The 26005-nt window shown below is 68.8% G+C and carries 30 protein-coding genes; 17 read left to right on the top strand and 13 right to left on the bottom strand.

Annotated elements, in window-relative coordinates:
• The first annotated feature begins 63 nt into the window (after positions 1 to 63).
• The gene (locus tag OG709_RS12875; RefSeq protein WP_250298740.1) at positions 64 to 705 is read left to right on the top strand and encodes an IclR family transcriptional regulator; all 642 of its coding nucleotides are present in this window, start codon (positions 64 to 66) and stop codon (positions 703 to 705) included.
• Positions 706 to 890: 185 nt separating this feature from the next.
• A complete protein-coding gene (locus OG709_RS12870; RefSeq protein WP_250298739.1) occupies positions 891 to 1679 on the top strand; it encodes a S16 family serine protease in 789 nt (262 codons plus the stop codon).
• Positions 1680 to 1772: 93 nt separating this feature from the next.
• Here OG709_RS12870 and OG709_RS12865 read toward each other — a convergent pair whose 3' ends face one another.
• The 5 genes from OG709_RS12865 to OG709_RS12845 form a co-directional block, all read right to left on the bottom strand.
• Positions 1773 to 2756, bottom strand: coding sequence for a glycine betaine ABC transporter substrate-binding protein (locus OG709_RS12865; RefSeq protein WP_250298738.1), 984 nt, complete (start codon positions 2754 to 2756; stop codon positions 1773 to 1775).
• A complete protein-coding gene (locus OG709_RS12860; protein WP_250298737.1) occupies positions 2756 to 3628 on the bottom strand; it encodes an ABC transporter permease in 873 nt (290 codons plus the stop codon). The genes OG709_RS12865 and OG709_RS12860 overlap by 1 nt, the downstream gene beginning before the upstream one ends.
• Positions 3625 to 4884, bottom strand: a complete 1260-nt coding sequence (locus OG709_RS12855) for a betaine/proline/choline family ABC transporter ATP-binding protein (protein WP_326695625.1) — start codon at positions 4882 to 4884, stop codon at positions 3625 to 3627. Before OG709_RS12855 ends, OG709_RS12860 begins: the two co-directional genes overlap by 4 nt.
• Positions 4885 to 5024: 140 nt before the next feature.
• The gene (locus OG709_RS12850; protein WP_250298736.1) at positions 5025 to 5672 is read right to left on the bottom strand and encodes an ABC transporter permease; all 648 of its coding nucleotides are present in this window, start codon (positions 5670 to 5672) and stop codon (positions 5025 to 5027) included.
• Positions 5669 to 6151, bottom strand: a complete 483-nt coding sequence (locus OG709_RS12845; protein WP_250298735.1) for an Lrp/AsnC family transcriptional regulator — start codon at positions 6149 to 6151, stop codon at positions 5669 to 5671. The genes OG709_RS12850 and OG709_RS12845 overlap by 4 nt, the downstream gene beginning before the upstream one ends.
• A gap of 167 nt (positions 6152 to 6318) precedes the next feature.
• Here OG709_RS12845 and hppD point away from each other — a divergent pair, with 167 nt between their 5' ends.
• Positions 6319 to 7464 carry a 4-hydroxyphenylpyruvate dioxygenase gene (gene hppD, locus OG709_RS12840; RefSeq protein ID WP_250298734.1) on the top strand — a complete coding sequence of 382 codons (1146 nt, stop codon included), beginning with the start codon at positions 6319 to 6321 and terminating at the stop codon, positions 7462 to 7464.
• A gap of 66 nt (positions 7465 to 7530) precedes the next feature.
• Here the strand turns inward: hppD and OG709_RS12835 are convergent, their stop codons facing one another.
• Together OG709_RS12835 and OG709_RS12830 are read right to left on the bottom strand one after the other, a co-directional pair.
• A complete protein-coding gene (locus tag OG709_RS12835; protein ID WP_329166131.1) occupies positions 7531 to 7806 on the bottom strand; it encodes a hypothetical protein in 276 nt (91 codons plus the stop codon).
• Between the two features lie 48 nt (positions 7807 to 7854).
• Positions 7855 to 10542 carry an ATP-binding protein gene (locus tag OG709_RS12830; RefSeq protein WP_329166130.1) on the bottom strand — a complete coding sequence of 896 codons (2688 nt, stop codon included), beginning with the start codon at positions 10540 to 10542 and terminating at the stop codon, positions 7855 to 7857.
• 694 nt (positions 10543 to 11236) lie between these two features.
• Here OG709_RS12830 and OG709_RS12825 point away from each other — a divergent pair.
• Both OG709_RS12825 and OG709_RS12820 read left to right on the top strand, forming a co-directional pair.
• Positions 11237 to 12388, top strand: coding sequence for an MFS transporter (locus tag OG709_RS12825; protein WP_250298731.1), 1152 nt, complete (start codon positions 11237 to 11239; stop codon positions 12386 to 12388).
• Positions 12389 to 12608: 220 nt separating this feature from the next.
• The gene (locus OG709_RS12820; RefSeq protein ID WP_326694796.1) at positions 12609 to 13532 is read left to right on the top strand and encodes a CDP-diacylglycerol diphosphatase; all 924 of its coding nucleotides are present in this window, start codon (positions 12609 to 12611) and stop codon (positions 13530 to 13532) included.
• Positions 13533 to 13646: 114 nt separating this feature from the next.
• Here OG709_RS12820 and OG709_RS12815 read toward each other — a convergent pair whose 3' ends face one another.
• Positions 13647 to 14432, bottom strand: a complete 786-nt coding sequence (locus OG709_RS12815) for a Crp/Fnr family transcriptional regulator (RefSeq protein WP_329166128.1) — start codon at positions 14430 to 14432, stop codon at positions 13647 to 13649.
• Positions 14433 to 14716: 284 nt separating this feature from the next.
• On the opposite strand from OG709_RS12815, the gene OG709_RS12810 reads away from it, so the two are divergent.
• On the top strand, positions 14717 to 15034 hold the full coding sequence (locus OG709_RS12810; protein ID WP_329166126.1) for a hypothetical protein: 318 nt from the start codon (positions 14717 to 14719) through the stop codon (positions 15032 to 15034).
• A gap of 6 nt (positions 15035 to 15040) precedes the next feature.
• Here OG709_RS12810 and OG709_RS12805 read toward each other — a convergent pair.
• Positions 15041 to 16251, bottom strand: a protein-coding gene (locus tag OG709_RS12805; protein WP_266624355.1) for an IS3 family transposase whose coding sequence is annotated in 2 segments (ribosomal slippage) — positions 15041 to 15960 and positions 15960 to 16251 — 1212 coding nt in all. Because the reading frame shifts where the segments join, the coding sequence is not laid out codon by codon here.
• A gap of 43 nt (positions 16252 to 16294) precedes the next feature.
• Between OG709_RS12805 and OG709_RS12800 the strand changes: the two genes are divergently transcribed.
• Both OG709_RS12800 and OG709_RS12795 read left to right on the top strand, forming a co-directional pair.
• Positions 16295 to 16837 (top strand): hypothetical protein, encoded by a 543-nt coding sequence (locus tag OG709_RS12800; RefSeq protein ID WP_329166125.1) that lies wholly within the window; start codon positions 16295 to 16297, stop codon positions 16835 to 16837.
• 16 nt (positions 16838 to 16853) lie between these two features.
• A complete protein-coding gene (locus OG709_RS12795) occupies positions 16854 to 17330 on the top strand; it encodes a hypothetical protein (protein ID WP_329166124.1) in 477 nt (158 codons plus the stop codon).
• Positions 17331 to 17382: 52 nt separating this feature from the next.
• Here the strand turns inward: OG709_RS12795 and OG709_RS12790 are convergent, their stop codons facing one another.
• Positions 17383 to 17844, bottom strand: a complete 462-nt coding sequence (locus OG709_RS12790; RefSeq protein ID WP_250298726.1) for an Asp23/Gls24 family envelope stress response protein — start codon at positions 17842 to 17844, stop codon at positions 17383 to 17385.
• 243 nt (positions 17845 to 18087) lie between these two features.
• Here OG709_RS12790 and OG709_RS12785 point away from each other — a divergent pair, with 243 nt between their 5' ends.
• Positions 18088 to 19305: a UDP-N-acetylglucosamine--N-acetylmuramyl-(pentapeptide) pyrophosphoryl-undecaprenol N-acetylglucosamine transferase gene (locus OG709_RS12785; RefSeq protein WP_443068534.1), complete on the top strand. Its 1218-nt coding sequence runs from the start codon at positions 18088 to 18090 to the stop codon at positions 19303 to 19305.
• Positions 19306 to 19689: 384 nt separating this feature from the next.
• On the opposite strand, the gene OG709_RS12780 is transcribed toward OG709_RS12785, so the two are convergent.
• The 3 genes from OG709_RS12780 to OG709_RS12770 form a co-directional block, all read right to left on the bottom strand.
• The gene (locus tag OG709_RS12780; protein ID WP_329166121.1) at positions 19690 to 20661 is read right to left on the bottom strand and encodes an SRPBCC family protein; all 972 of its coding nucleotides are present in this window, start codon (positions 20659 to 20661) and stop codon (positions 19690 to 19692) included.
• A 5-nt stretch (positions 20662 to 20666) separates the two neighbouring features.
• Positions 20667 to 21326 carry a histone protein gene (locus OG709_RS12775; RefSeq protein ID WP_329166119.1) on the bottom strand — a complete coding sequence of 220 codons (660 nt, stop codon included), beginning with the start codon at positions 21324 to 21326 and terminating at the stop codon, positions 20667 to 20669.
• Positions 21327 to 21721: 395 nt separating this feature from the next.
• Positions 21722 to 22180 (bottom strand): Asp23/Gls24 family envelope stress response protein, encoded by a 459-nt coding sequence (locus OG709_RS12770; RefSeq protein WP_329166117.1) that lies wholly within the window; start codon positions 22178 to 22180, stop codon positions 21722 to 21724.
• Positions 22181 to 22401: 221 nt separating this feature from the next.
• Here OG709_RS12770 and OG709_RS12765 point away from each other — a divergent pair, with 221 nt between their 5' ends.
• From OG709_RS12765 to OG709_RS12730, 8 genes are read left to right on the top strand one after another with little or no spacing between them, the layout of a single operon-like run.
• On the top strand, positions 22402 to 22716 hold the full coding sequence (locus OG709_RS12765; RefSeq protein WP_250298721.1) for a gas vesicle protein GvpO: 315 nt from the start codon (positions 22402 to 22404) through the stop codon (positions 22714 to 22716).
• Positions 22713 to 23210 (top strand): gas vesicle protein GvpJ, encoded by a 498-nt coding sequence (gene gvpJ / locus OG709_RS12760; RefSeq protein WP_250298720.1) that lies wholly within the window; start codon positions 22713 to 22715, stop codon positions 23208 to 23210. The genes OG709_RS12765 and gvpJ overlap by 4 nt, the downstream gene beginning before the upstream one ends.
• Before the next feature lie 3 nt (positions 23211 to 23213).
• Positions 23214 to 23954, top strand: coding sequence for a GvpL/GvpF family gas vesicle protein (locus OG709_RS12755; RefSeq protein WP_250298719.1), 741 nt, complete (start codon positions 23214 to 23216; stop codon positions 23952 to 23954).
• Position 23955: 1 nt separating this feature from the next.
• A complete protein-coding gene (locus OG709_RS12750) occupies positions 23956 to 24228 on the top strand; it encodes a gas vesicle protein GvpG (protein ID WP_250298718.1) in 273 nt (90 codons plus the stop codon).
• Between the two features lie 58 nt (positions 24229 to 24286).
• Entirely contained in the window at positions 24287 to 24628 is a 342-nt protein-coding gene (locus OG709_RS12745) for a gas vesicle protein (RefSeq protein ID WP_266645026.1), read from the top strand.
• Positions 24625 to 25479, top strand: a complete 855-nt coding sequence (locus OG709_RS12740; RefSeq protein WP_329166113.1) for a GvpL/GvpF family gas vesicle protein — start codon at positions 24625 to 24627, stop codon at positions 25477 to 25479. The genes OG709_RS12745 and OG709_RS12740 overlap by 4 nt, the downstream gene beginning before the upstream one ends.
• A gap of 28 nt (positions 25480 to 25507) precedes the next feature.
• The gene (locus OG709_RS12735; protein ID WP_250298845.1) at positions 25508 to 25693 is read left to right on the top strand and encodes a gas vesicle protein; all 186 of its coding nucleotides are present in this window, start codon (positions 25508 to 25510) and stop codon (positions 25691 to 25693) included.
• Positions 25690 to 25974 carry a gas vesicle protein K gene (locus tag OG709_RS12730; RefSeq protein WP_250298716.1) on the top strand — a complete coding sequence of 95 codons (285 nt, stop codon included), beginning with the start codon at positions 25690 to 25692 and terminating at the stop codon, positions 25972 to 25974. The genes OG709_RS12735 and OG709_RS12730 overlap by 4 nt, the downstream gene beginning before the upstream one ends.
• Positions 25975 to 26005: the final 31 nt, after the last annotated feature.

Raw genomic sequence — 26005 nt, 5'->3', positions numbered from 1 at the left:
TGGGACCGGCGTCGTGATCCCCGTGGCTGAGCCGCCGCGACTACCACTTAAGGAGTGGGCGTCGTGACCGCCGAGACTTCTCAGACGCTGGACCGTGGACTGCGCGTCCTCAAGCTGCTTGCCGACACCGACCACGGGCTGACCGTCACCGAACTGTCCACCAGACTCGGGGTCAACCGCACCGTGGTCTACAGACTTCTCGCCACCCTGGAACAACACGCCCTCGTCCGCCGCGACCTGGGTGGCCGCGCCCGCGTCGGGCTCGGCGTGCTGCGGCTGGGCCGCCAGGTGCATCCGCTCGTACGGGAAGCGGCGCTGCCCGCGCTGCGTTCGCTCGCCGAGGACATAGGAGCCACCGCACACCTCACCCTGGTCGACGGTTCGGACGCGCTCGCCGTGGCGGTGGTGGAGCCGACCTGGACCGACTACCACGTGGCGTACCGGGCGGGGTTCCGCCACCCGCTGGACCGGGGGGCCGCCGGGCGCGCGATCCTCGCCTCCCGGCAGGGCCGCACCGACGATCCCGGCTACACACTCACCCACGGCGAACTGGAGGCGGGCGCGAGCGGCGCCGCCGCGCCGCTCGTCGGGGTGACGGGGGTCGAGGGCAGCGTGGGAGTGGTGATGCTCGCGGACTCCGTCCCGGAGCGGGTCGGGCCGCGGGTGATGGACGCGGCCCGGGAGGTCGCGGAGGCGCTGCGCTGACGCCGGGGCCGCGCAGCCCGGAGCGGACGAGCCACGTCGACGCCCGCGGGCCCGGCTCGCTCGGCCCGGCCCGGATCCGCGCGGCCCGGAGCGGACGAGCCGCGTCGGCGCCCGGGGGCCGCCCCTTCCCGGGCGGTCCGAACCGGCCCGTCCACCCACCCCGCCGCGCCCGCTAGATTGGATCCGTGCTCCTCCGCAACCCGCGCTTCCGCGTCCTCTCCGTCTGCACCGTGATCGTGCTCGCCCTGCTCGGCTCGGCTGCCTTCGCACCGCTGCCGTTCTCGGTGGCCCAGCCCGGTCTGACCGCCGACGTGCTGGGCAACGACAAGGGCCAACCGGTGATCACCATCACCGGAGAGCCCGTCCGGAAGACCTCGGGCCAGCTGCGGATGGTCACGATCGAGGCGACCGGGCCCTCCACCGATGTCGATCTGGGACAGGTGGTCGACGCCTGGTTCCGCACCGACCGGGCGGTCATGCCGCGGGACGCGGTGTACCCGAGCGGCGGCAGCGACAAGCAGATCGAGCAGCACAACCTCGACGAGATGACCGCCTCGCAGAACAGCGCCACCCAGGCCGCCCTCTCCTACCTCGGCGGCCGTGCGGACAAGGCGAAGGTGACCCTGCACCTGGCCGACGTCGGCGGCCCCAGCGCCGGGCTGCTCTTCTCGCTCGGCATCGTCGACAAGCTGGACGGCAACGGCGCGGGCGGCGACCTCACCGGCGGCCGGACCATCGCCGGTACGGGAACGATCAGCGCGGACGGGACGGTCGGCGCGGTCGGCGGGGTGGCGCTGAAGACGCAGTCCGCCGCCCGTGACGGGGCGACCGTCTTCCTCGTACCGAAGGCCGAGTGCTCGGACGCCAGGTCCGGGCTCCCGCACGGGCTGCGGCTGATCCCCGTCACGACGCTGAAGGGCGCGGTCTCGTCCCTTGACGCGCTGCGGAAGGGTGCGTCGGTACCGAGCTGCTGAGCGGGCACCTCAAACGGGTGGGTCCTCAAGCGGGTGGGTCCTCAACCGGCTCGCCCCCCGGGGACCTGTCCGGCCGATCAGCACCCCACCGGCTCAGCCCTTCTTGATGAACCCTTCCTCGACCAGCCAGTCCTTCGCGACGTCGTGCGGGTCCTGCCCCTCCACGTCCACCTTCGCGTTGAGCGTCTGCGCGACCTTCGTGGTCAGCTTCCTGGTGATCGGGTTCAGCACGTCCGCGATCGCCGGGTACTTCTTCATCGCCTTGGAGTACATCTCCGGCGCGGCGTTGTAGTTGGGGAAGAACTTCCTGTCGTCCGTGAGGACCACCAGCCCCAGGTGGGGGATCCGCCCGTCCGTGGTGAAGACCTCGCCGAGCGTGCAGGTGTGGCCCCCCGAGACCTGGGTGTAGACCACTCCGCTGTCCATCTTCTTGATCCGCGACGGCGGGATCGAGAAGCCGTACCGCTTCTCCAGCCCCGGCAGCCCGTCGTTGCGCACCGCGAACTCCGCCTCGACACAGATGGTCGCCGCCGACGGGTCGGTCTTCGCCAGTCTCGCCACGTCCGAGACGGTCTTGAGGTGGTACTTCGCCGCGTTCTTCTTGTTCGTGGCCAGTGCGTACGTGTTGTCGAGCCGTGCGGGCGGCAGCCAGGTGAGGCCGTTCTTCAGGTCCGCGTCGTGCACCGCCTGCCACTGCTTCATCGGGTCGGCGATCGGCTTCGTATGGCCGAGGTAGGTGATCCAGGCGGTGCCCGTGTACTCGTACATCCCGTCCGCAGAACCGGACTTGACCGCTTCCCGGGCGCCGATCGAACCCTGGATGTCCGTCCGGTCGAGCACCGAGGCGCCCGCCGCCTTGAAGGCCAGGCCCATCATCTCGCCCAGGATGATCTGCTCGGTGAACTGCTTCGACGTGACCGTCAGACTGGCCCCCTTCAACGGCAGCCCCTGGCCGACCGACCCCGGCTTCACGTCGTCGACCATCGGGCTGCCGCTGGTCAGCCCGCACCCCGACAGGGCGGCGGATCCCAGCAGCACTCCGGTCCCGGCGGCGGCGAGCGTCGTCCGTACCCGCATCACGTCTCCAGTCCGCGCGGTCGCAGCAGTACTTCGGCGATCGACGCCAGCCAGTCCACCAGCAGGGCCAGCGCCACGGTCAGGACGGAACCCAGGATCAGCACCGGCATCCGCTGGTTGGTGATCCCGGCGTTGATCAGGTCCCCGAGCCCGCCGCCACCGCCGAAGGTGGCCAGCGTCGCGGTACCCACATTGAGTACCAGCGCGGTCCGCACCCCCGCGAGGATCAGCGGTACGGCCAGGGGCAGTTCGACCCGCAGCAGGACGCCGGGAGCCGACATCCCGATGCCGCGCGCCGCGTCGATCAGCGTCGGGTCGGTGGCGCGCAGCCCCGCGATGGTGTTGCTGAGCACCGGCAGTACGGCATAGATCGTGATGCCGATGAGGGCGGGCTCCCGGCCGGTGCCGAGCCAGACCACCAGCAGGGCGAGCAGGCCGATCGCGGGCGTCGCCTGGCCGATGTTGGCGAGCGCCATGACGAACGGCGACGCCCTCCGCGCCGCCTTGCGGGTCAGCGCGATGCCCAGCGGGATCGCGATGATCAGTACGAAGAAGGTGGAGATCGCGGTGAGCTGGATGTGCTGCCACAGGGCGGTCTGCGTCGCGTCGTTCGCCAGGGAGTTGCGCGAGATCGAGTCCAGGGACGTGGTGTTGATGTAGATCAGCGTGGCGCCGACCCCGGCGGCCAGCAGTACCGGCATGAACGTCAGCTTCAGCCACGTCAGCCGCCGGGCGGGCGGGGCCGGCGGCCTGCCCGCCGACTGCTGTTCCCCCTCTTCCTCCGCCTCTTCCCGGTCGTCCCGGAAGGCCAGCCCCCGGACCTCGTGCTCGCCCTTGGGCCGCTGCTCGGGGCGGCGCTGCGGGGTGCTCACGACGGGTCCTCCTGTACGCCGGTCACACCCTCCTGGACGGCGTGCGTGTGCTGGGCGCGCAGCTCGGCCAGATCGTGCTGGTGCTCCAGTGCGGCGAGCCGGTCCGCTTCGAGCATCTCGTGCACGGAGTTCATCAGCGTCTCCATGGTGACCACGCCGATGAACTCGCCCCTGCGCCCGGTCACCGCGGTGCGCCCGCCGCTGTCGGTCAGTACCGCCTCCAGCGCGTCGCGCAGCGTCGCATCACGCGTCACATGGTCGTGGACGAGCGTCCCGGCCCGCGCCAGGGAGCCGCGCGCCCGCATCAGGTCGCCGCGCCGCAGCCACTTGTACGGCCGGTGCTGCTTGTCGAGCAGCAGCACCTCGTTGGTGCTGCCGGTGCGCAGCATGTTGAAGATGGACTGCAACGGGTCGTCGATGGTCGCCGTCGGGAAGTCGGCGATCTCGACCTCCCGTACGCGGGTGAGGTTCAGCCGCTTCAACGCGGCGCCCGCGCCCACGAATCCGGAGACGAAGTCGTCGGCCGGGTTGGTGAGGATGGCCTCGGGGGTGTCGAACTGCGCGATGTGCGACTGCCCGCGCAGCACCGCGATCCGGTCGCCGAGTTTGATCGCCTCGTCGAAGTCGTGGGTGACGAACACGATCGTCTTGTGCAGTTCGTGCTGGAGCCGGATCAGCTCGTCCTGGAGGTGGTCGCGGGTGATGGGGTCCACCGCGCCGAACGGCTCGTCCATCAGTAGTACCGGCGGGTCGGCGGCCAACGCCCGTGCCACGCCCACGCGTTGCTGCTGTCCGCCGGAGAGCTGGCGCGGATAGCGGCCGTGGAACTCGCGCGGGTCGAGCCCCACCAGGTCGAGCATCTCCTCGACCCGGTCCTTCACCCGCTGCTTCTTCCAGCCGACCATCTTCGGTACGAGCGAGATGTTGTCGGCCACGGTCATGTGCGGGAAGAGGCCCGAGGACTGGATCGCGTAGCCGATCTTGCGGCGCAGCCCCACCGGATCGATGTCGGTCACATCCTCGCCGTCGATCCTGATCACCCCGGACGACGGCTCGATCAGCCGGTTGATCATCTTCAGGGTGGTCGACTTCCCGCACCCCGAGGGACCCACCAGGATCACCATCTCCCCGGCGGCGATCTCCATGTTGACGCTGTCCACGGCGGGCAGCGGTGTGCCCGGGTAGTGCTTGGTGAGGTTCTCCAGCTGGATGGTGGCGCCGGTGACCGAGGAGGCCGCGGTGCCGGAGCCCGGCACGGGGACGGCGAGCGGTGCGGGGGTGGCGCCCTGCCCGGGAGTGGGGCCCTGCCCGGAGGAGGCGCCCTGTGCGGAGTCAGACACGGACACCCCTCGCATCGGACACGGATACCCTCGAATCGGACATGGATACCCTCGAATCAGGCACGGATCCCCCTCGAAATGGTCAGGCGCCCGATCAGCACGTACGCGGCGTCGAACAGCAGGGCCAGGATGACGATCCCGAGGGTCCCCGACAGCACCTCGTTGAGCGCGTTCGCGCTGCCGAGGCTGGAGATCCCGCGGAAGATCTGGTTACCGAGGCCGGGGCCGGAGGCGAACGCGGCGATGGCCGCGATGCCCATCAGCATCTGCGTGGACACCCGGATCCCGGTGAGGATCGGCGGCCAGGCCAGCGGCAGTTCCACCCTGGCCAGCCGGGCGATCCGGGACATCCCGATGCCGGTGGCCGCGTCCACCAGGTCACCGTCCACCCCGCGCAGCCCGACGATGGTGTTGCGGACGATGGGCAGCAGCCCGTACAGCACCAGCGCGACCATCGTCGGTGCGACCCCCAGCCCGACGATGGGGATCAGCAGACCGATCATGGCCAGCGAGGGAACCGTCAGGATCGAGGAGGTCGTCGCGATGGCGACGTTGGCCGCCCACCCCGAGCGGTACGACACCACCCCGATCAGCACCCCCATTACGGTCGCGATGACCATCGCCTGGAACACCGCGCTCGCGTGCTGACCCGCGTCGACGAGCAACTGCTGGTACCGGTTGCCGAGGTACTCCCAGAAATTCATCCCTCAGGGCTCCTTCCCCGGCCGGCCTGCTCCACCAGCGGGATGATCCGCAGAGGCACAGGGTTCTCCATGACGATCGCCGTGGAGGCGCGCACGATGCCATCGAAACCCACGACGAGATCGATCACCCGTTGAAGATCGGCGTTCGACCTGGCCACCAGACGGCACAGCATGTCGCCCTGCCCGGTCGTGGTGTGCAGTTCGAGCACCTCCGGCACCCCGCTCAAGTGCGTCCGCACATCGGCCCCTTGGCCCTGTTTGATCTCCAGCGTCGCGAACGCGGTCACCGGATAGCCGAGGGCGGCCGGATCGACGTCCGGACCGAATCCGCGGATTACGCCATGCGACTGGAGCCGGTCGAGCCTGGCCTGTACGGTGCCGCGCGCCACGCCGAGCCGCCGGGACGCCTCCAGCACGCCGATCCGGGGTTCGCGGGCCAGCAGCACGATCAGCTGCCCGTCGAGTTCGTCGATCGCCATGGCTTCACTCCTGGCTCGGGGGCGCCTCCCGTTCATGGTCACTCCGACGCCCGTCCTGATGGTCACCCTGTACAGATGTGCTGCCCATCCTGGTCAGGCACTGCACAGATTGCCCAGTGAAAACGCGAACTGTTGCGCACCTTGCGATACGGCGGGACGCTTCCACCATGACTGAGACCAGCCAGCACACCCCTGACACCGCGCGTGAGGCCGACCCCTTCCCGGTGAAGGGAATGGACGCGGTCGTCTTCGCCGTGGGCAACGCCAAGCAGGCGGCCCACTACTACGCGACCGCCTTCGGCATGAAGCTCGTCGCCTACTCCGGACCGGAGAACGGCAGCCGCGAGACCGCCAGTTACGTCCTGACGAACGGCTCGGCCCGCTTCGTGTTCACCTCCGTCATCAAGGCCGCGACCGAGCACGGCCGCTTCCTGGCCGGTCATGTCGCGGAGCACGGCGACGGTGTCGTCGACCTGGCCATCGAGGTGCCGGACGCCCGCGCCGCGTACGCCTACGCCACCGCGCACGGCGCCACCGGTCTGGAGGAGCCGCACGAGCTGAAGGACGAGCACGGCACCGTGGTGCTGGCCGCCATCGCCACGTACGGCACCACCCGCCACACGCTCGTCGAGCGCACCGGCTACGACGGCCCGTACCTGCCGGGCTTCGACGCCGCCGACCCGATCGTCGATCCGCCGGCCCGCCGGACCTTCCAGGCCATCGACCACTGCGTGGGCAACGTCGAGCTCGGCAGGATGAACGAGTGGGTCGCCTTCTACAACAAGGTCATGGGCTTCACCAACATGAAGGAGTTCGTGGGCGACGACATCGCCACCGAGTACTCCGCCCTGATGTCGAAGGTCGTCGCCGACGGCACGCTGAAGGTGAAGTTCCCGATCAACGAGCCCGCGATCGCGAAGAAGAAGTCGCAGATCGACGAGTACCTGGAGTTCTACGGCAGCGCGGGCGTCCAGCACATCGCGCTCGCCACGAACGACATCGTCGCCTCCGTGCAGGCGATGCGGGCGGCGGGCGTCCAGTTCCTGGACACCCCCGACTCGTACTACGACACGCTGGGCGAGTGGGCGGGCGAGACCCGCGTCCCCGTCGAGATCCTGCGCCAGGAGAAGATCCTCGTCGACCGGGACGAGGACGGCTATCTGCTGCAGATCTTCACCAAGCCGGTGCAGGACCGGCCGACGGTCTTCTTCGAGATGATCGAGCGGCACGGCTCGATGGGCTTCGGCAAGGGGAACTTCAAGGCCCTCTTCGAGGCGATCGAGCGGGAGCAGGAGCGACGCGGCAACCTGTAGGGACGCGGCCGACCGGGCATTTGCAGCCCGGCCACTGCCGCCCGCCCCGGCCCCCTGCCGCCCCGGTCACTGTTCCGGGGGCGGCGGGGGGCTGTTCTCGTGGTGGACGTGCAGTTCGCCGTTCATGACGGTGAAGAGGCTGCTGTGGCCGTGGGCGGTGTTGGTCTGCGTCGGGCCGGCCGGCTGGGCGTCCGGGGCCGGTACGTCGTCGGGGGCCACGGCGTCGGGGGCTGCGGCCGGGTCCGGGTGGGTCTCGACGCGGTTGTGGTGACCGGCGACGACGGGGCCGGACGCGGCGCCGCCGATCCGGACCGTGTATTGGTCGCCTGAGCTGGATGCCATGAGGGGAACTCCGTTCGACGGGGGCTGAGGGTGGGAGGGGCGTGCAGGCTACGACGCCTGCTGGCGGGTCCAGGTCTCCGTTCCGCAGGTGTAGCAGGTCGTGTCGCCGTCCGACGGTCCTGTCGTCTGCACCTCGGCGGTGGACCCGTCATCGGCAACGGTGATCGTGAGCGCGGCGTATCCGAGCGGCGATGCGCAGGAGGCCGTGGGGTCGGCGTACAGCGGCTCCTGACCGGTGTACGTCCCGTTGCTGCCGGTGAGTTCGACGGTGGGCGGATTGCAGCCCGGGTTCGCCGCGGTGTACGTGCCGGGGCCCGACGCGACGATCCCGTGGGACACGCCGTGGCCGTCCTGCCACAGCCCGGCGAGGTCGTTGCCCACCGGAGTGGCGGTGGAGCCGCTGCCACTGCCGGTGCCCGCTGACGTCGCTCCCTGGGAGGACGACGACCCGGTGCCCGACGGGGAGGACGCCAGGTGGTCCCGGACGACCGGGACCACCCCGATGGCGACGGCGGTGACGCTGGCGATCGAGACGAGCACCACGACGGCGAGGGACGTGCCCTTGGCGGTGACGGCTGCGGCCACTCCGGCACCGGCGTGGACACCGGCGGCCGTGCCGGTGGCGGCGGTCCCGGTGGCGGTGGAACCGGCGATGCTTCCGGTGGCGGCGTGCGCGGCTCCGTGTCCGGCGGCGTGGGCTGCTCCGTGCCCTGCGGCGTGCGCGGCTCCGTGTCCGGCGGCGTGGGCTGCTCCGTGCCCTGCGGCGTGCGCTGCTCCGTGGACTGCTCCGTGACCGGCAGCGTGCCCCGCGCCGTGCACGAGGTGCGGGACGGCTCCGTGTCCGGCGGCGCTGTGCCCGAGCGACGCCATGTGCGAAGCCGCGGTGTGGGTGGTCGCGCTGTGCGCGGCGGTGGCGTGCGCAGTAGCGGTGGTCGCGCTGTGCGCCGCGGTGCCGTGGGCCGCGCCGGTGGTCCCGGCGGAGTGGGCCGCGCTGCTGGTCCCTGCGGTGCTGGTACCTGCCGTGCTGGTACCTGCGGTGTGGGCCGCGGTGCTGGTTCCTGCCGTGTGGGCCGCGCTGCCGGCTCCGGCGGATCCGCTGTGCGCGGCGGCCCCGTGGGCCGCACCGGTGGTCCCCCCGTGGGCGGCGGCCGACGTGGCCGCGTGCGGCACCGCCGGTGCGTACTGCTGCGCGTGCAGCGCGGCACTGGCGCCGTGCAGGTCACCCAACTCCCGCCACAACAGGACCGCTTCGGCCAGCAGCACTGCCGAGATGACGCGCCGGCCGGTCAGCAGGGTGCGGATGCCCTCCTCGTGGGTGAAGTACGCCATGGCCCTCGCGTCGCCCGCACGCTCGGCGGCGACCCAGCCACGGCCGAGCAGCCGACCCCAGTCGCCGAACCGCAGCGAGCGGGCCAGCGAGGGCGAAGCGGCGCGCGCCATCTTCACGGCGAGGTCCGGCCGCCCGGCCAGTTCGGCCAGTTCGATCGCCATCTCCAACGCCCTGGTGTGCAGAGCTACTTGGGCCGGGTCGGTCGCCGAGCGCGCCGCCCAGCCGGCGAAGTGGGTGCACAGCCGGTCGGCGGGGAACGGCTCGGGGTTCCGCAGACGCACCGCCGGAACGGCGTCCGGCACACAGCGGTACCCGTGCTCCGAGGGCAGGACGAGACCGAGGGCGGCCAGCCGCTCGCACAGCGCCGCCGGGTCCGGTACGGAGGTCAGCACGCCGATGTGCTCGGGCGCCAACTCGGCGTCCCCCAGGGTCGCGAGGAGGTGCAGGACACTCATCGCCGCCTTGTCCAGCTGGTCGAGCAGCAGCGGGATGAGATCCGCGATCGCACCGGGCCGGGGCAGCGTCCCGTCCCCGGACGGAGCGAACCGGGCCAGCCCGGCCGCGCGCAGCAGCAGCAACGGCCGCCCGGCCGCGGCCTTCCACAGGGCGGCGGCATCGGGCACCTCGCTCGGCCGCAGCGTGCGGTCCAGTTCCCGGGCGAACAACTTCAGCCCGGCGGTGCGGTCCAGGCCCTTCAGCTCCAGTACGGAGCCCTCGCCCAGCAGCGACCGCTCGTGGCCCGCGAAGACGAAGGTCGCGTCCGGGGCCGCGTCCATGAGCTTCTGCAGCTGTTCGGGGGTCAGGTCGGCGTTGTCGACGTACACCGTCACCCGCACGCCGGTCATCAGCCGCCGCAGCTCGGTCTCCGACGGCGCGTACCCGGCGGCCTCGTAACAGGCCTCGAAGACCTCCTGGGCCAGGTCCTCGACCTCGCGATGGGCCGCCGTCAGGAGCAACACCCCGTCCGGGCCCGGCTCCAGGCGCCGTGCCGCATACCTCAGCAGCGCGCTGGTGCCGACCCCGGGCGGCCCCCACAACTGCACCGGCCCCCCGGCCTGGACAGCCGCAGTCAGCGCCGTGATCTCGGCCTCCCGGCCCACCGGTTCGCGCTGGCGGCGCGGCAGCAGCTCGACACCGCTGCGACGTACGGGCCGGGGGCGTTCCCGCTCCATCAGCAGGGTCACGGTCGACCCGTGCTGCGCGTCGACCACGACGTTGTGGTTGCCCGCGACCACCGGCCCGGCGGCGTTCCCCTCGATGCCGATCCGGTACTCGGCCCGCCCGCCGCCCTCCGGCACGTCCTGCCCGGGGCCCACGGCCGTTCCCTCCTTCTGATCCGGCTGATTCGCTTGCTCCTGCTGCTCCTGCTCCTGCTCCTGCTGGTCCGCCTGGTGTGCTTCTTCCATCGCTCCACCACCGCTTTCCCGGTCACGGAAGACGCGACCGCCCCCTGGCGGCCGTCGGACGGCGGTCGCCCCTATCGAAGTTCCCGAGCCCGACGGGTCAGACGGGCGGCCTCCGCGTTTCACGCTAGCGACGACCCCGCTAGGGAATCCCGTCACACGACTGTTTCTGCTTGCCCACTTCACCGGCCGAACCCTGTGGACGGTCAGCCGCGCACCAGCCCCAACGACTGGTGGACGTCGCTGTGTTGCACCTCGGTTGCAGGAGCAGCTCCCCGAACTCGCCGCCAAAGGTCAAGTCCGGCCGCGTACCGATATTCCTAATGGTCCGTCACGGATTCACTGAATTGCTCCCCACTAAGCTCCCATATACCGCAAGAAAGCGGCATCGAATGCGATGTCGGCGCGGGGCGTGGTCCAGTAACTTCCGCTCGCCTCAAGAACCCAAGGAAGATTCAAGAACAGGTCAAGAGTCTTGATCGATCCACTGGTCTATACCTATAAAGGCCTTGGTGGTGGTCACTTCGCGTTCGGCCCTCCCTTTGCGGTTCGTCAACTCGCAGAAACGGGAGACGCAGGCTGCCGGTGAATCGATGGAGGGGTCATCAGCAGTAGATCGCTGACCGTTGAACTGAAGCGACCAGCGCGATTCGGTGTATCGCTGACCGATAGCACCCAAAGACCTCTCTTTGCAGCCGTGTTCATAGACATGGCGGGCGCCGGTCTGTTTCTTCCGCTCTCCTTGCTCTTCTTCGTCGCGTACAAGGAAGTCCCCGCAGCCGTCGCGGGATCGGCTGTGACGTTCGGCTCTCTCGCCTCCTTCCTCTTCATCCCTGCGTGTGGCCGCATGGTCCAGTGGCTCGGCCCCAAAGCCTGCATGATCGCGAGCAACGCACTGTCGGCTGCCGGGTACGGGGTCTTCTTTCTGGGGGACGGGTTCGCCCCTATTTCTACGGCTGCTGTCCTCGTGATGGTGGCGGATCGACTGTACGGAGCTGCATGGCCCACCACCATTGCCCGAATCGCCAGGCCCGGGGAAATGACGCAGTGGTTCTCCTTCGTCAATTTCCTCAGGACCACATGCCTGGGTCTGGGTTCGGTGGTCTCGACGGGACTCCTTGCCTTCGTCGGTACGCAAGGGCTGGCGGTCGCTCTCGTTCTGAATGTGGTCAGCAGTCTGGTAGCCGGGGGGCTTGTCTTCCTCGTGCGGATTCCTCCCGCGCGCACCTCCTCGGAATCCAGGAGGCGTTCGACGGTTGTTCAGGTGATGCGTGACCGGGAATTCATGTCACTCGTCACCTCGCAGACCCTGCTCTCCGCCGCCTGGCTGATCCCTGCGGTGGCTTTCCCGATATATCTGGTGGAGGTGCTCGATCAGAGCCCGTTCTGGCCGACGGTCGTGATTGCCGTGCGATACGGCGTGATCGCCCTTCTGCAAGTCCCCCTCGCTGCACGGGTGGCGTCGTGGTCCAGATCTCGCGTTCTGCTCTATGCCATCGGTGCAGTCGGTGCGGCCATAGTGATGACTCTTGCCATCCCGTCAACTCCCCATGCGGCGCAGGGCGTTGTCGCAACCCTGGTCGCGGCCGTCCTGGCCACCGCCGAGCTGGCCTCCAAACCGACGGCCGCGGCGGCAGCCGTGTCGCTCGCGCCGACGGGCGACGAAGGGCCGTACATGGCGGTGTTCCAGCTCACGTGGACTCTTGCGTACGCCGTCGGCCCGGCGGCGATCGGTTTCGGAATGGAGAACCCTCAGCTGCTGTGGCTGGGCGTGGGCGCCTGCGTGGCCGCGAGCGCGGTGGCACACGCCTACGGGACGAATCGCCACCGCCCCGCTTCCGCCGGTTGACGTCGTGATCGGCTACTCGGTCGAGCACCACTCGGAGGAGGAGAAACGGGATGGCCGCTGAATGGCGGAACACGTGGCACCGACCGGGGCAGTCGATAGGTAACCCGCTCGTCGCTCCCTACCCTGTGACCGAATCGGCGAGGCCAGAACTGGGCGGGCCGTCCTTTCTGACTCGCGGCCGGGAAGTCCATGCAGTGGACATCACCATCGGAGAGCACGCATGAATGACGACAAGACTTCGAACGAGCTGCCTCGGCGTCGGTTCGTGGCGCTCTCCGGCGTCATCGGTGCGGCGACGCTCCTGACCGGCGTGGAAGCGACGACCGGACGCACCGCCTCGGCAGCCGCCCCGACGTACGCAGACCCCACCCCCGACACGTGTCCCACTCCACCTCCCGGGGGAACCCCGACCTGCCCCCCTGCCCAGCTCCAGCCCCTCTGCGGTAAACCTTCCGACAACGATTCGCTGTGGCGGGACGTCGAGTACTGCACGCATGGAAAACCCCTGCCCCCCGGGCAGAACCCTCCCGCCTGCCTGAAGGTGACCTCGGACTACGTCGTACTGCACGGCAGGCCGTCGAGCCAGCACAACTTTCTCCTGACCCCCAGTTGCCGGATCACTGGTATCGAATGCCCGTTCATCGAGACCTCCGGCGCGCCGAATTACTGGAACGACGCATGGGACAACGCCCGGAGCGGAGGGAGCGTCCCCGTGCAGTATCCGAATATCGGTCTGGGGATCAACTCGCAGAGCGCCCGGGTCCTCAACCAGTTGCACATTCACATGGCCGGGGTCCGGGCGAGCACGCAACGGCGGCTGCAGGACCTGGAGATGATGGGACGCATGGCCACCAACCCCGCGCAATGGGACGCCGTGAAGTACCGGGTACCGGTCACGGGCTCGGACGGGTCGGGGGACCGTACGTACCGAGCCCTCAGGCTGCCCAGTCTCGGGATGAATCTCTTCGCGCAGTTGCAACAGCACGTGGTGAAGCCGAACGGGCTGAACATGGCGAACCAGACACTGATCGTGGTGCCGAAGATGACGGCTACGGGATTCGCCGGGGCTTTCTACGTCCTCAACAGCGACTCTTCGCTCCACGACGGCACGAATACGTGTGACCACCTTCTCGTGTACAGCTGAGCCCTCTGCATGAGGGCAGGCCGGGGGCGCTGCCGGCTGACGGGAGCGAGCCGAAGGGGGTGATCTTCGACGCCCAGGCCCCGGCCTACCGGCATGGCCGAATGAGATGACTTCCTACAGCCCCGCGCCCGCATCGCCCGCATCCTCCGCGTCATCCGCATCGTCCGCATCTCCCGCATCGAAGGCGATGCTGCTCAACAGAGCCAGGTCCTCCACCCTGATGGTGCGGTAGCCCGTGGAGACCACCCCCGTCTCGCGCAGTCTGCGCAGCGCCTTGTGGACGGTGGGTTCGGCCGCGCCGGACAGCGTGGCGAGTTCCGGCTGGGTGATGGGCCAGCGGATCACCGCTCCCTCGCCGGCCCGTTCCCCGTACGTCAGCGCGATCTGGTGCAGCACCCGCGCCAGCCGGGTCGCGGCGTCGCACCCGGTGAAGTCGATGCGCCGGCTGTTGGCGACGCGCAGCTTCGTCACGATGGACGCGTTGACCGCGTGGGCGATCCGGGGGTCCCGCTGCATGCAGTCGAGGAAGTCGCCGCGCGTGACGCTCCGCGCGGCGACCGGCCCGCAGGTGGTGACGGTCGCCGACCGGGGCCGTCCGTCGACCCCGGCGAACTCACCGACCAGATCCCCGCCCATCCGTACGGCGAGCAGGGCGTCCCGGCCGTCGTGGGTACGGCCGGTCGCCTTGACCACGCCGTCGAGCAGGATCAGTACGAAGGTGGTCCGCTCCGATTCGCGCATGAGTACGCGGTCGGCCGGATACCGCACCTGAGCACCCAGGGCGAGCAGCCGCTCGCGCGCGGCCGGTGCGAGGCCGCCGAGCAGGCTCGATGTCGGCCAGGCCCACTTCTCACGCGGCCGACGACCCCCTGCACCCCGGCCCGGATCTCCGTCCGCCATGGTCCTGTTGTCTCCTCACACCTACGGGCTTCGCTTCGCCGCGGCAACCAGTCTGCGCCCCGGGCGCACGCCCGGCGCCGTGTTCGCCGACACCCGTTCCCGGAACTCCCGTGCGGACGGTGCGGATCCAGTATTGCGACGAGATGTGGACGGCTTCCTCGGAGCAGAGTGGACTTCCAGCACCACAGGGGTACTTGGGGTACTGCTACGACGAGCCGCGACGCACAGACGGCTGCGCGGCAGGCCGCGAGCCCCAGGAGGAGTGAGTGAAACAAGTGAGCGGAATGCGACCCAGGGAAGACGTGTGGGAGTACCGGGCCGTGCTGGCCGTCGACATCGTCGGCTCGGGCGGGCGTGGCAATGTCGCGTTGCAGCAGATCCGATCCGTACTGGCGACGGCGCTGCGTGAGTCGTTCGAGGTGAGCGGCATCGACTGGGAGGCTTGCCTGCGGGACGATCTGGGCGACGGCTTCCGGGTGACGGCCCCGGCCGGAGTGCGGAAGCCCAGGCTGATCCACCCGCTGATCCCTGAACTCGCGGCCCGCCTCCGTGCCCACAACCGAACTGCGGGGGAGAAGACGGGCCTTGACCCCGGATGTTGAACACGTCTATGCGGCTTGGGTCAGGGTAGTTGCTGCTGCTTGGACGGCGTTCTCGTAGGCAATCGGAGACCGCTGACCGAGGCGGGAATGCCGGCGCCGGGTGTTGTAGCGGGTCAGCCAGCGGAAGGCGTCGAGCCTGGCCTCACGCTCGCTCGACCAGGCTTTGCGGCCTTTGAGCGTCTCCCTCTTGAAGGCGGCGTTGAAGCTTTCCGCGGCAGCGTTGTCGGCGCTGGACCCGATCGCGCCCATGCTCTGCCGGACCCCAGCTGACCTGCAGAGTTCCGCGAAGGCCCTGCTCGAATATTGAGATCCGTGGTCGGTGTGCATGATCACTCCGGTCAAGTTTCCGCGGGTCCGCTCGGCGGCCGTGAGGGCGTCGATGACGAGTTCTGTCCGCATGTGGTCAGCGATCGCCCACCCGGCGAGCCGACGTGAGGCGAGGTCGATGACGGTCGCGAGGTAGAGCGGCTTCGCGCCGCTGACCGGCAGGTATGTGATGTCGCCGACGTACTTTCTGTTGACTGCGGCCGCGGTGAAGTCACGGCCGATCAGGTCTGGCGCCTTCGCTGCGGTCTGGTCCGCGACGGTGGTGCGGTGCCGGCGGCGCAGACGGACTCCCTCGAGCCCGATGGACCGCATGATCCTCGCGACGCGCTTGTGGTTGACCACCGGGCCGCCCTCGTCGCGGAGTTCTGCGGTGATCCTGGGGGCTCCGTAGGTGCCGTCGGAGTCTTGGTGGACCTTGCGTATCCGGGCCGCGATCCCGGCTTCGACGGTCTGGCGGGCCGCTCTCGCGGATGCGGTGCGGCGCCAATAGTAGAAGCTCGAGCGGGCCAGGCCGAGGATGTCGCAGAGCCGCTTCACGCCGTGTCGGCGCTGGTGATCGTCAACGAACTGGTAGCGGTTCACCAGCGCGTCTCCGTCGCGAAATACCGGGCCGCCTTGCGGAGAATGTCCCGTTCTTCCTCGAGCTCACGGATCCTCTTGCGAGCGGCGGCCAGCTCCGCCTGAACAGCGTCGCCGCCGGTCTGCGAAGCGGCCGGCGGTGCGGAGTGGGCGCCGGGCCGGCGCCCGTCGGCGGCCCGGATCCAGTTCCGCAGCGTCTCGGTGTTCACCCCGAGATCACCGGCGACGGACTTGATCGTCGCTCCCGGCCTCGATCGGTACAACGCGACCGCATCCGCTTTGAACTCGGCGGGGTAATGCTTCATCCCCACGGGGACTCCGTTCTCCTGGACCATCAAGATCCAAGTGTCTCCGGTGTCCAAAACCCAGGGTCAAGGCCCGACCTCGATCCGCGTCCGGACCGCCCTGCACGCCGGTGACGTGTGCATCGGCTGGGACGGCGGAGTGACCGGGCGACCGCTCGAAGTCCTCGCCCGGCTCCTCGACGCGGCCCCGGCCCGCGCCGCCCTGGCGGAGGCGCCGGACTCGGTGGCCGCCTCGCTCCTGGTCTCGCAGCACTACTACGAGGAGACGGTGCCGCACGGCTACCCCGGTCTCGACCCGGAGACCTTCCGCGAAGTAGCCGTCGCCGAGAAGGAGTTCACCGCACCGGCCTGGCTCCACCTGTCCGGGTACGGGTCACCCGCGCACGAATCCGCGCGCGCATCCGCGCAGCTACCTGAGCCGCGAGAATCCGGGCCGCGAGAACCCGGGCAGCCGGGCCGCCACGCGGCACCCGCGCCCACGGCCGAAGTGCCCGGCAGCCTCTCGGAGATGATCAACAAGGCGTCCGGGCACGGCACCGTCTACGCGACCCAGAACGGCATCCAGCACATCCACATCACCGGAAAGCCCTGACCGAGAAGGAGGCGTCGTGAACGAGGAACTGACGGCACTCGCGGAAGCGGGAGCCGCAGCGGTGGTCGCCGCGATGGCCACGGACGTATGGCAGGGGACGCGAAGCGCCGTACTCGCCCTCTTCCAGCGGACCGACCGTACCGGCCGCGCCGACCGCGCCCGCCGGGCCGCGATCGAGGCCCAACTGGACGGCAACGCGGCTCTCGTACAGCGGGCCGTACTCCCGGACGCCGACGAGATCCGGCGCTCGCTCTTCGGCTTCTGGGCCCTGGAACTCGCGGCGCTGCTGCGCCGCGACCCGTCCTGCCGTGAGGCGCTGGCGCGGCTGGCGGCCGAGGTCGCCGCCGCGCTGCCGGACGACCGCCGGACCTTCACCTTCGAACAGACCAACATCGTCCACGGCTCGGGGTCGGTCTTCGCCGTGCAGCACGGCGACCAGCACGCGTACGGGACGGCCCCGGCCGAACCTTCGCGCGACGCGGAACAGCGGTAGGGCCCTCGTCCCGCCCGAGCTCAACGGCCCGACCGGTCAACGGCCCGACCGCTCAACGCACCCGGTCGCTCTTACCGCCGCTGTCCTCGTCCTCGTCTTCGTCGGCGTCCTCTCCCGGCACATGGACGTCGAGCACCTTGATGTTGATCTCGACGACCTTCAGGCCGGTCATCGTCTCCACCGCGTCCGTCACCCCGCTGCGGATCTCCTTCGCGATGTCCGAGATCGACTCGCCGTACTCCACGACGATGTCCACGTCGATGGCGGCCTCTGTCTCGCCGACCTCGACCTTGACGCCCCTGCCGTGGGCAGGCGTCCTGGCCACCTTGTCCCGTACCGATCCCAGGGCCCGGGTCGTGCCGCCGCCGACCGCGTAGATCCCCTCGGTCTCCCGGACCGCGATGCCCGCGATGGTCGCGACGACCGTATCGGCGATGGTGGTGGTGCCTCGTGTCCCGCCACCATCACTGCCCGTACCGAGAGTGGTGCTGCCGGTGTTGTCGTTGCTGGCCATCGGAGATCCTCCAGAGGAAGAAGAGCTGGTCTGCGCAACGCGACACGTCCTTCAGCGAACGCCACACGCCCTTCAGCGAGGGCTCGCCCGCATGGCGGTGCGCATCTCACTCCTCCCAATCTCCTCCCGTCTCCGGCATGCCGCCATTCGCGTGGTTCCCGGAACGGTTACGGCCTGGTGGGACGGGCCGTCCCACCAGGCGGATCGGCCCCGCAGGAACGGCAGCAGAGCTTGTGCATTGTCATGGGCTGGAGCGCAGCCAGTAGGGTGCGCCGGGTGAACAGTCCTTCTTCTCTTCCTCGCCCCTTCCGTCTGATCGTCACGGGGGGAGGTACAGGGGGCCACACCTACCCCGCAGTGACCGCGATCCGCGCGCTACGGGCTCGGCTGGCGGCAGAGGGCAGGTCGCTCGACGTGCTGTGGATCGGTACGCCGGACGGCCTGGAGGCCCGGGTCGCACCGGCCGAGGGCATCCCGTTCACCACGGTCGCCACGGGCAAGATCCGCCGTTCCAGCAACCCGCTCAAAATGGTGTCCCCGGCCAACGTCAAGGACATGGCCCGGGTGCCGCTGGGTGTGGCACAGGCCCGGAAGATCGTCGCCGACTTCCAGCCGGACGTCGTACTCGCCACCGGCGGCTACGTGGCCGTCCCCGCAGGCCTGGCCGCCCGTATGTGCCGCCGCCCGCTGGTCCTGCACGAACAGACCGTGCGCCTGGGCCTGGCCAACCGGAAGCTCGCGAGCTCGGCGACCAGGATCGCACTGTCGTCGGAATCGTCGCTGCCGCTCCTCCCGGAGTCGGTGCGCGCCGCCGGCGTCGTGACCGGCAATCCGGTCCGCCCCGAGGTGCTGACCGGCCACCCGGACAAGGCAGTTGAGGCACTGGGGCTGCACGGCTTCGAGCGGCGCCTGCCGACCGTGTACGTCACCGGCGGCGCGCAGGGCGCGCAGCAGATCAACGGCGTGGTGCGAGACTCGCTGACGTGGCTGCTGGAACGCGCGAACGTGATCCACCAGTGCGGACCGGCCAACGTCGCGGAGCTGCACCACCATGTGTCGGCACTCCCTCCGGGCCTGCAAGGGCGCTACTACCTTGCCGGGTTCGTCGGCCCCGAACTCCCCGACGTCCTGGCGCTGGCCGACGTGGTGATCTCCCGCAGCGGCGCGGGCACGCTTGCCGAGCTGACCGCCCTCGGTAAGCCCGGCGTGTTCATCCCGCTCGCCTCATCAGCCGGGAACGAACAGGCGCACAACGCCCGCCACCTCGAAGAGGCCGGTGCGGCCGTGGCCCTGATCGGTGACGTCACCGGAGCGCGTCTCCGCGACGCGGTGGGCCCGCTGCTCATCGACCCGGCACGACGGGCGGCGATGGCGGAACGGGCGCGTGCCCACGGGCGTCCGGACGCGGCGGACAGGCTGGTGGACGTGATCCTGCGCGCGGGAATCAACGCAGGTACCTGAGCCGCGAGCACCCGGGCCCGGCCGCCCCCGGACGCCGACGAGATCCGGCGTTCGCTCTTCGGCTTCTGGGCCTTGGAATTCGCGGCACTGCTACGTCGCGACCCCTCCTGCCGCGAGGCGCTGGCGCGGCTGGCGGCGGAGGCCGCCGCCGCTGCCGGACGACCGTCGGACCATCACCTTCGAACAGACCGACATCGTCCACGGGTCCGGGTCGGTCTTCGCCGTACAGCACGGCGATCAGCATGCGTACGGGACGGGCGGTCGGCCGGACGGTGCGACAGTGCCCGAGTAGTGCCCGAAGTGAGCAGTCGGTCGAAGTGCCTCGGGCTCAAACAGAGTGGCGAGGTGGTCAGGGGAAATTCCGGGACGTCGGCGATTCGGCTCTCACTCCTCTTCTTCGTCCTCCGGCTCCTCTTCTTCGTCCTCCTCTTCGTCCTCGTACTCCTCGCCGTCGTACTCCTCGCCGTCGTCGTCCTCATCGTCTTCTGGCTCTTCGTCTTCTTCCTCTTCGCCGCCAGATTCGTCCTCGTCGTCTTCGAGGCCCTCTTCGTGGCTCCGCACGACTTCCCCGTCGCGGATCTCGCCACGCCAGCCTTCGACTTCGTCGTCGTCGGTAAGCGTCACGTACCGCTGGAAGTGCTTGAGATCCAACCGCAGTCGGCGCCCCTGGGCCCGCCAGATGTTGCCGGTCTTCTCGAAGAATCCGGAGGGGGTGTACTCGACGACAGCGACGATGCGCGTCAGTCGCGGGGCCAGTTCGTGGAAGCTGATGGCGCCGTGGGTCGTCCCTTGCGCGCCCTCGGATGTCCATACGATGCGGTCGTCGGGTACTTGCTCTTGAACTGTGGCCTTCCAACTGCGGTTGGAGAAGGCGACTTTGAGTTTCCAGTCGCTCTCGATCTCGTCCGATTGAGACACGCCGGTGACGCCCTTGGTGAACGAGCTGAACTCCTCGATCTCGGTCCACCGGTCATACACCGTGCGCAAGGGCATGCCGATGTCGATGACCTCGACGATATTGGTCACCTTGACGCTTCCGGACTTCCCGCCATCGCTGCCCCCGCCGAAGGCGCCTTTGACCGAATCCACGGCCTTGTCCTTCACTGCACCGGCCTTCTCGCCCACGAAGGCCTTGACCGGATTCTCACCGCCGAGTACTCGCTTTCCGACGTCAAGAAGACCACCCCCGTCGTCTCCGTCCGTGTCTCCAATGCCCTGCGCGAGGTCGGTGAGTTTTCCGGTGGCCGAATCGACAAGCCGCTGTCCCTGCGCCCCTAGGTAGGCCGACAACTGCTCCTTGACCTGGTCCAGGCCGGACTGGCCCTTGTCTGTGGGATTGTCCTCCTGCTTGGCCATGAGAGTTACCTCCTACGGCTGTTGCGGTTCGAAGACTCCTTCGCAGCAGCCCCCTTCGTGGACGGCTTCTTTTCCGCTGTCTTCTTGGCGGGCTTCTTTGCCGCTGTCCTCTTGGGCGCGGTCTTTTTGGCGGCGGTCTTCTTCGCGGGGGCCTTCTTCGCGGGGGCCTTCTTCGCCGGTGCCTTCTTCGAGGGAGTCTTCTTCGCCGCTCCAGCGGATCGCTTCGTCGGACGACGGCGAGGAGGTTCTTCCTCCTCTTCTTCCTCCTCTTCCTCTTCGGGCTCCTCGTCCTCAGGCTCGTCCTCGTCCTCTTCCTCGTCGTGGTCCTCGTCCTCGTCCTCGTCCGGAGGAGGCTCCAGCAACGCGTTGGTGCGTTCCTGGAGCGCATCGGCGACGGCTTCGAGGCGACGGTTGGCTGTAGCCGACAGTGCAGTGCGCCCAGCGTCCAGCACGTCACCCCGTGCTTGCTCGATGAGGGGCGCCACCTGCGGATTCGCGGCCAGCTTGCGGGCGCCCATGCTGACGAGTTCCCGTGGATTCAGTGGGAGTTGCTGGCCCGCCACCAGGGATGCGAGACCGATGGCCAGCTTCCCTTTCTTGGTTCGGCCAAGGACGTAGCCAGCCGCTACAGCGGCGGCGAGAGAAACCTTCGTACTGTTTTCCATGAGTGCCTCTAAGGGCTGGAGAGAAGCGGTCCAAACACGCCCCGGCAGAGCGGGCGCGTGCCTCCTTCACCGTTCTGAACCTCGATGTGCCCCCGCTCGGGAGGGCGCGGAACGAGGCCCCGGTACCCCCGCCACTCCACTTTCCCCCGAATTCCGCCCCCGTGCATCCTTGGATCGGTCCGGTACCGGTCCGCCCCACTCCCGGTCGACCCGCCGCATGGCGAGATATCCGAACTCCCGTCGAATTGAGGCTACTTGGAGCCCCATCGAACGAAGCCATGCCCGCTCCGCCGTGGACACGAGCAGTGTTCTCGCCGTCGCACGTGAGCGCGCATGGCACATGGGGGAGGAACGGGCCTTTCGGGCGCTGCGAGAGCTACCGCAGGTGCAGGTATCTACCGCGCCCGTACGCTCCGGCCGCCGCTGTCCTCGTCGTCGCTGTCGTCGTCCGCTCCGGGTACGTGGACGTCGAGCACCTTGATGTTGATCTCGACGACCTTCAGGCCGGTCATCGTCTCCACCGCGTCCGTCACCCCGCTGCGGATCTCCTTCGCGATGTCCGAGATCGACTCGCCGTACTCCACGACGACATCCAGGTCGATGGCGGCCTCTGTCTCACCGACCTCGACCTTGATTCCCCTGCTGTGAGCGGGCGACTTCGACACCCGGTCCCGGACAGATCCCAAAGCCCGGGAGGCGCTGCCGCCCACTGCGTATATTCCATCGGTCTCGCGTACCGCGATGCCCGCGATGGTCGCGACGACCGTATCGGCGATGGTGGTCGTGCCTCGTGTCCCGCCACCACCGCTGCTCGTACCGGGACCGGCGCTGTCGGCGTTGTCGTTGCTGGCCATCGAAAGATCCTCCGTCGTGAAGAAGAGCCTGTCGGCGAGTGGCACCGGGATGCTTCGGTGGGCGCTGACCGCATGGCGGTGCGCATCTCTCCTTCCAATGTCCTCCGGCCTTCGGTAAGCCGCCATTCGGGTGGATTCTGCGGACGTGCCGCGGTAGCTGTCACCAGTCGTTCGGTCCACACCGCGTGCGTGGCGGCTGGACGGCCAAGAGAATGACGAACATGTCAGAACAGCGTGCCCGGACCTCCCGTTCCCCCCGCCCCGCTGCGGGAAAACAGCACGTAAAAGGAGCGGAGGAGGCGGCCGAAAGGGCATGTCAGAGCCTGAAGAGGCTGATCACCCACAGGACCGAGGGTGTTTCAGCTGTTTCACGGAACGACGAAGGCTGGCATGTCGACGTGGAAGTGCTGGAACTCCCGCGCATTCCCGACACCACCAGCCTTCTGGCTACGTACGAGGTGGACATCGACGAGGGCGGCTCACTGCTGCAATACCGCAGGGTCCGTCGCTACCGCCGCGGTCAGGCTGACACATGAGCGCCCCTGCATCAGCCCCAATCCGGAGAGACGGTCATCCCGTGAGCACATACAGCGAGGAGGTCGTCCGCGTTCCGCGCGCAGGCAGCCTCTATGACGTCCTGGAACTCATCCTGGACCGAGGCATGGTCATCGACATCTTTGTGCGTGTGTCGCTGGTCGGCATCGAAATTCTGAAGATTGATGCACGGATCGTCGTCGCCAGTGTCGACACCTATCTGCGGTTCGCCGAAGCCTGTAATCGGCTCGATCTGGAAAACGACACGAGCAGCCGGACGGTACCCGAGCTCTTCGGCGGCGGTATGGCCAAGGGCGTGGGTAAAGCCGGGGCGAAGAAGGCTGCGCATTCCGTGGGCGACAAGGTCAAGAAGGCCGTCGGTATGGGCGATGACGACGACGAAACCAAGGAAGAGGAACGGCCGCGCAAAACCAAGTCGTCACGCTCGCGAAGCACCGACAGCGGTCGTGCTCGGCGTCACAAAGAGGAGCACTGACCGATGGCCGAAGCAGGCATCTATGTGTACGGCATCGTGGGCAGCTCGCACGTGCTCCCTCCGACAGCCAGAGGAGTCGGCGAACCGCCGGCCGAGATCCGGCTGCTGCCGGCCGGGGAACTGGCGGTCGTGGTCAGCCAGACCCACCCCGGTCTCCGGGCACGGCGTCGCGACCTCCTGGCGCACCAGGGGCTGCTCCTCGCACTGGCCGAAGCCGGGCCTGTGCTGCCCATGCGCTTCGGAGTGGTCGCACCCGACGAAGCTACGGTGCTGCGCGATGTCGAGGTACGCGAGAACGAGCACTCCGGGGTTCTGGAGCGACTCGACTCCCGCATCGAGATGAACGTGAAGGTCATGCCGGTGCAGGACAACCTGGAGGCACTGGTCCGCGAGGACCCGGTGGTCCGCAGGATCCGCGAGGAAACGCGCCGTCACCCCGGCTACGAAGCCAATGTCCGGCTCGGTGAAGCCGTGGCGTCCGGTCTGCGGCGGCGGGCCGCAGTGGCCGCGGCCCGGCTGCCGGTCGAATTCGCCGAGATCGCCGACGACATGCGACCGGGACCGGAAGTGGAAGGCTGCGTGCTCAATACGTCGTTCCTTGTTCCCCGCCGCCTCGAAGAGCGATTCCGTACCGTCGCCGAGCAATTCGCCGCGGACCACCTTGACCGGCTGGAACTGCGGCTGACTGGGCCGTTGCCCTGTTACAGCTTCGTAGGCTCGGAATCTGCCCCGGCCAGGGTCTGACATGGGGCTGCTTTCCGGTGTGCTGCTCCTGCCGCTGGCTCCGGTGCGCGGTGTGATCTGGGTGTCCGACCGGCTCATCGACGCGGCGGAGGCCGAACTGTACGACCCCGGTGTGATTCGCGCGCGGCTTGCAGCGCTGAACCGTTCACTGGACGAAGGAGAAATCGACCTGCCGCAGTTCGAACGCGAGGAAGAGCGGCTGTTGGACCTTCTCGACAGGAAGCCGCTGAGACCTCTCGGCGACATCCACGGATCCCCGGGAACTCACGTATGAAGTGCACTGGCGTGGCCATGCGGACGAAGCCGATGACTGGAGGCACAGCGTGACGGAGATGCAAACGCGGGGCGCGCCGCCTCCCACGCACGCCTCCACCACCAACCTGGCCGAAATTCTGGAACGCGTACTGGACAAAGGGATCGTGATCGCGGGCGACATCAAGATCGACCTGTTGGACATCGAACTGCTGACGATTCGCCTACGACTCTTCATCTCGTCCGTCGAAACAGCGAAGAAGGCGGGAATCGACTGGTGGGAGACCGATCCAGCTCTTTCGTCGCGTGCCGCTCACAATGCGCTGTCCGACGAGAACAAGCGGCTGCGCGAGCGGATCGAGGCCCTGGAAGGCGATGACACCGAGGAAGCTCACAGCGGAAGGGAACTGCGCCACCGATGAGTGTGACCGCGCACCACCCGCCCGGTACCGCTGCCGATGTCAGCTCCGCCGCCACGTACGTCTTCGCTGTCTGTGGTCCGGCCCGCCCCGCGACACCCACCGCCACCTGCGGACACGTGGGGGGCGGCCCGCTGCGTCTCCTGCCGGTCGGCGAGCTGTGGGCCGTGGTCCAGGACGTACCTGCGGCTGCCTTCTCGGAGACCGCGCTGCGGGAGCGGCTCGCAGACGTTGCCGAACTCGAACGCTGCGCGCGAGCCCACCACGCCGTCGTCACGGCTGCTGCCGCGGTCAGCCCCACGGTGCCGCTCCCGCTGGCCACGCTCTATCTCACCGACGAGCGGGCCGCAGCTGCCCTCGGTGTGAACCACGAACGGTTTCGAGTGGCGCTGGACCGCATCGCCGGAAGGGTCGAATGGGGGGTCAAGGTCTACGTGACGCAGTCCGAGACGACGGCCCGGTCCGCCGCGCCCGTACCACCGGTGACGACCATGCCGGGATCCCCGCGAGGTTCTGGCCGTGACTACCTGAGCCGCCTGCGCAGTCGTCAGCAGTCACGCGAGGTGAACCGGGAGAGCGCACTGGCCGCAGCCGAGCAGGTCGACAGCGCAGTAGGGGAGTTGGCCGTCGCCTCGGTCCGGCGGCGTCCGCACGGCTCCGAGGCGACCGGCAGAGACCGCACCCAGGTCCTGAACGCTGCCTACCTGCTCGCGGAGGAGCGGGAAGCTGAGTTGGCGACCACGATCGGGCGGCTCCGTAACTCTCCTGGCTTCGACGGCATCGAGATCGAGGTGTCCGGGCCCTGGGCCCCCTACTCGTTCACGGATGGAGAAGATCTTGCAGGGCACCCGTAAGCCCGTCGCCTGGCAGGGCCCGGAGGCCATGGCACCCATTGGCGTCCCGTTGGTCGACCTGCTCGACCGGGTACTCGGTACGGGCGTCGTCATCAGCGGCGACCTGGTGATCGCCATTGCGGAGGTCCCGCTGATCCGCCTCTCCCTGCACGCCCTGCTGGCATCCGTCAGCGAGCGAGTGCCTGCGCCGTGGGCCGACGGAGGGCCCCTGTGAGCGACGCACGGGTGGACATCGACCCGCACAGCGCCGGCCGTGATCTGGCTTCGCTGGTTCTCACCGTCGTGGAACTGCTCCGGCAGCTGATGGAGCGCCAGGCGATCCGCCGGTTCGACAGCGGGGAGCTGACCGAGGACCAGGAAGAGCGCGTGGGCACCACGCTGATGCTCCTCGACGAACGGATGACGGAACTCTGCGAGCAGCACGGACTGCGCCGCGAGGACCTCAACCTGGACCTGGGCCCGCTCGGTACGTTGCTGTCCCACGAGTCGCGCTGACGGAACTCCGTCCCGGGCGTAGGTGTACGGG

Source organism: Streptomyces sp. NBC_01267, assembly GCF_036241575.1.
Lineage (GTDB): Bacteria > Actinomycetota > Actinomycetes > Streptomycetales > Streptomycetaceae > Streptomyces.
This window is presented reverse-complemented; position numbering and strand designations above follow the sequence as displayed.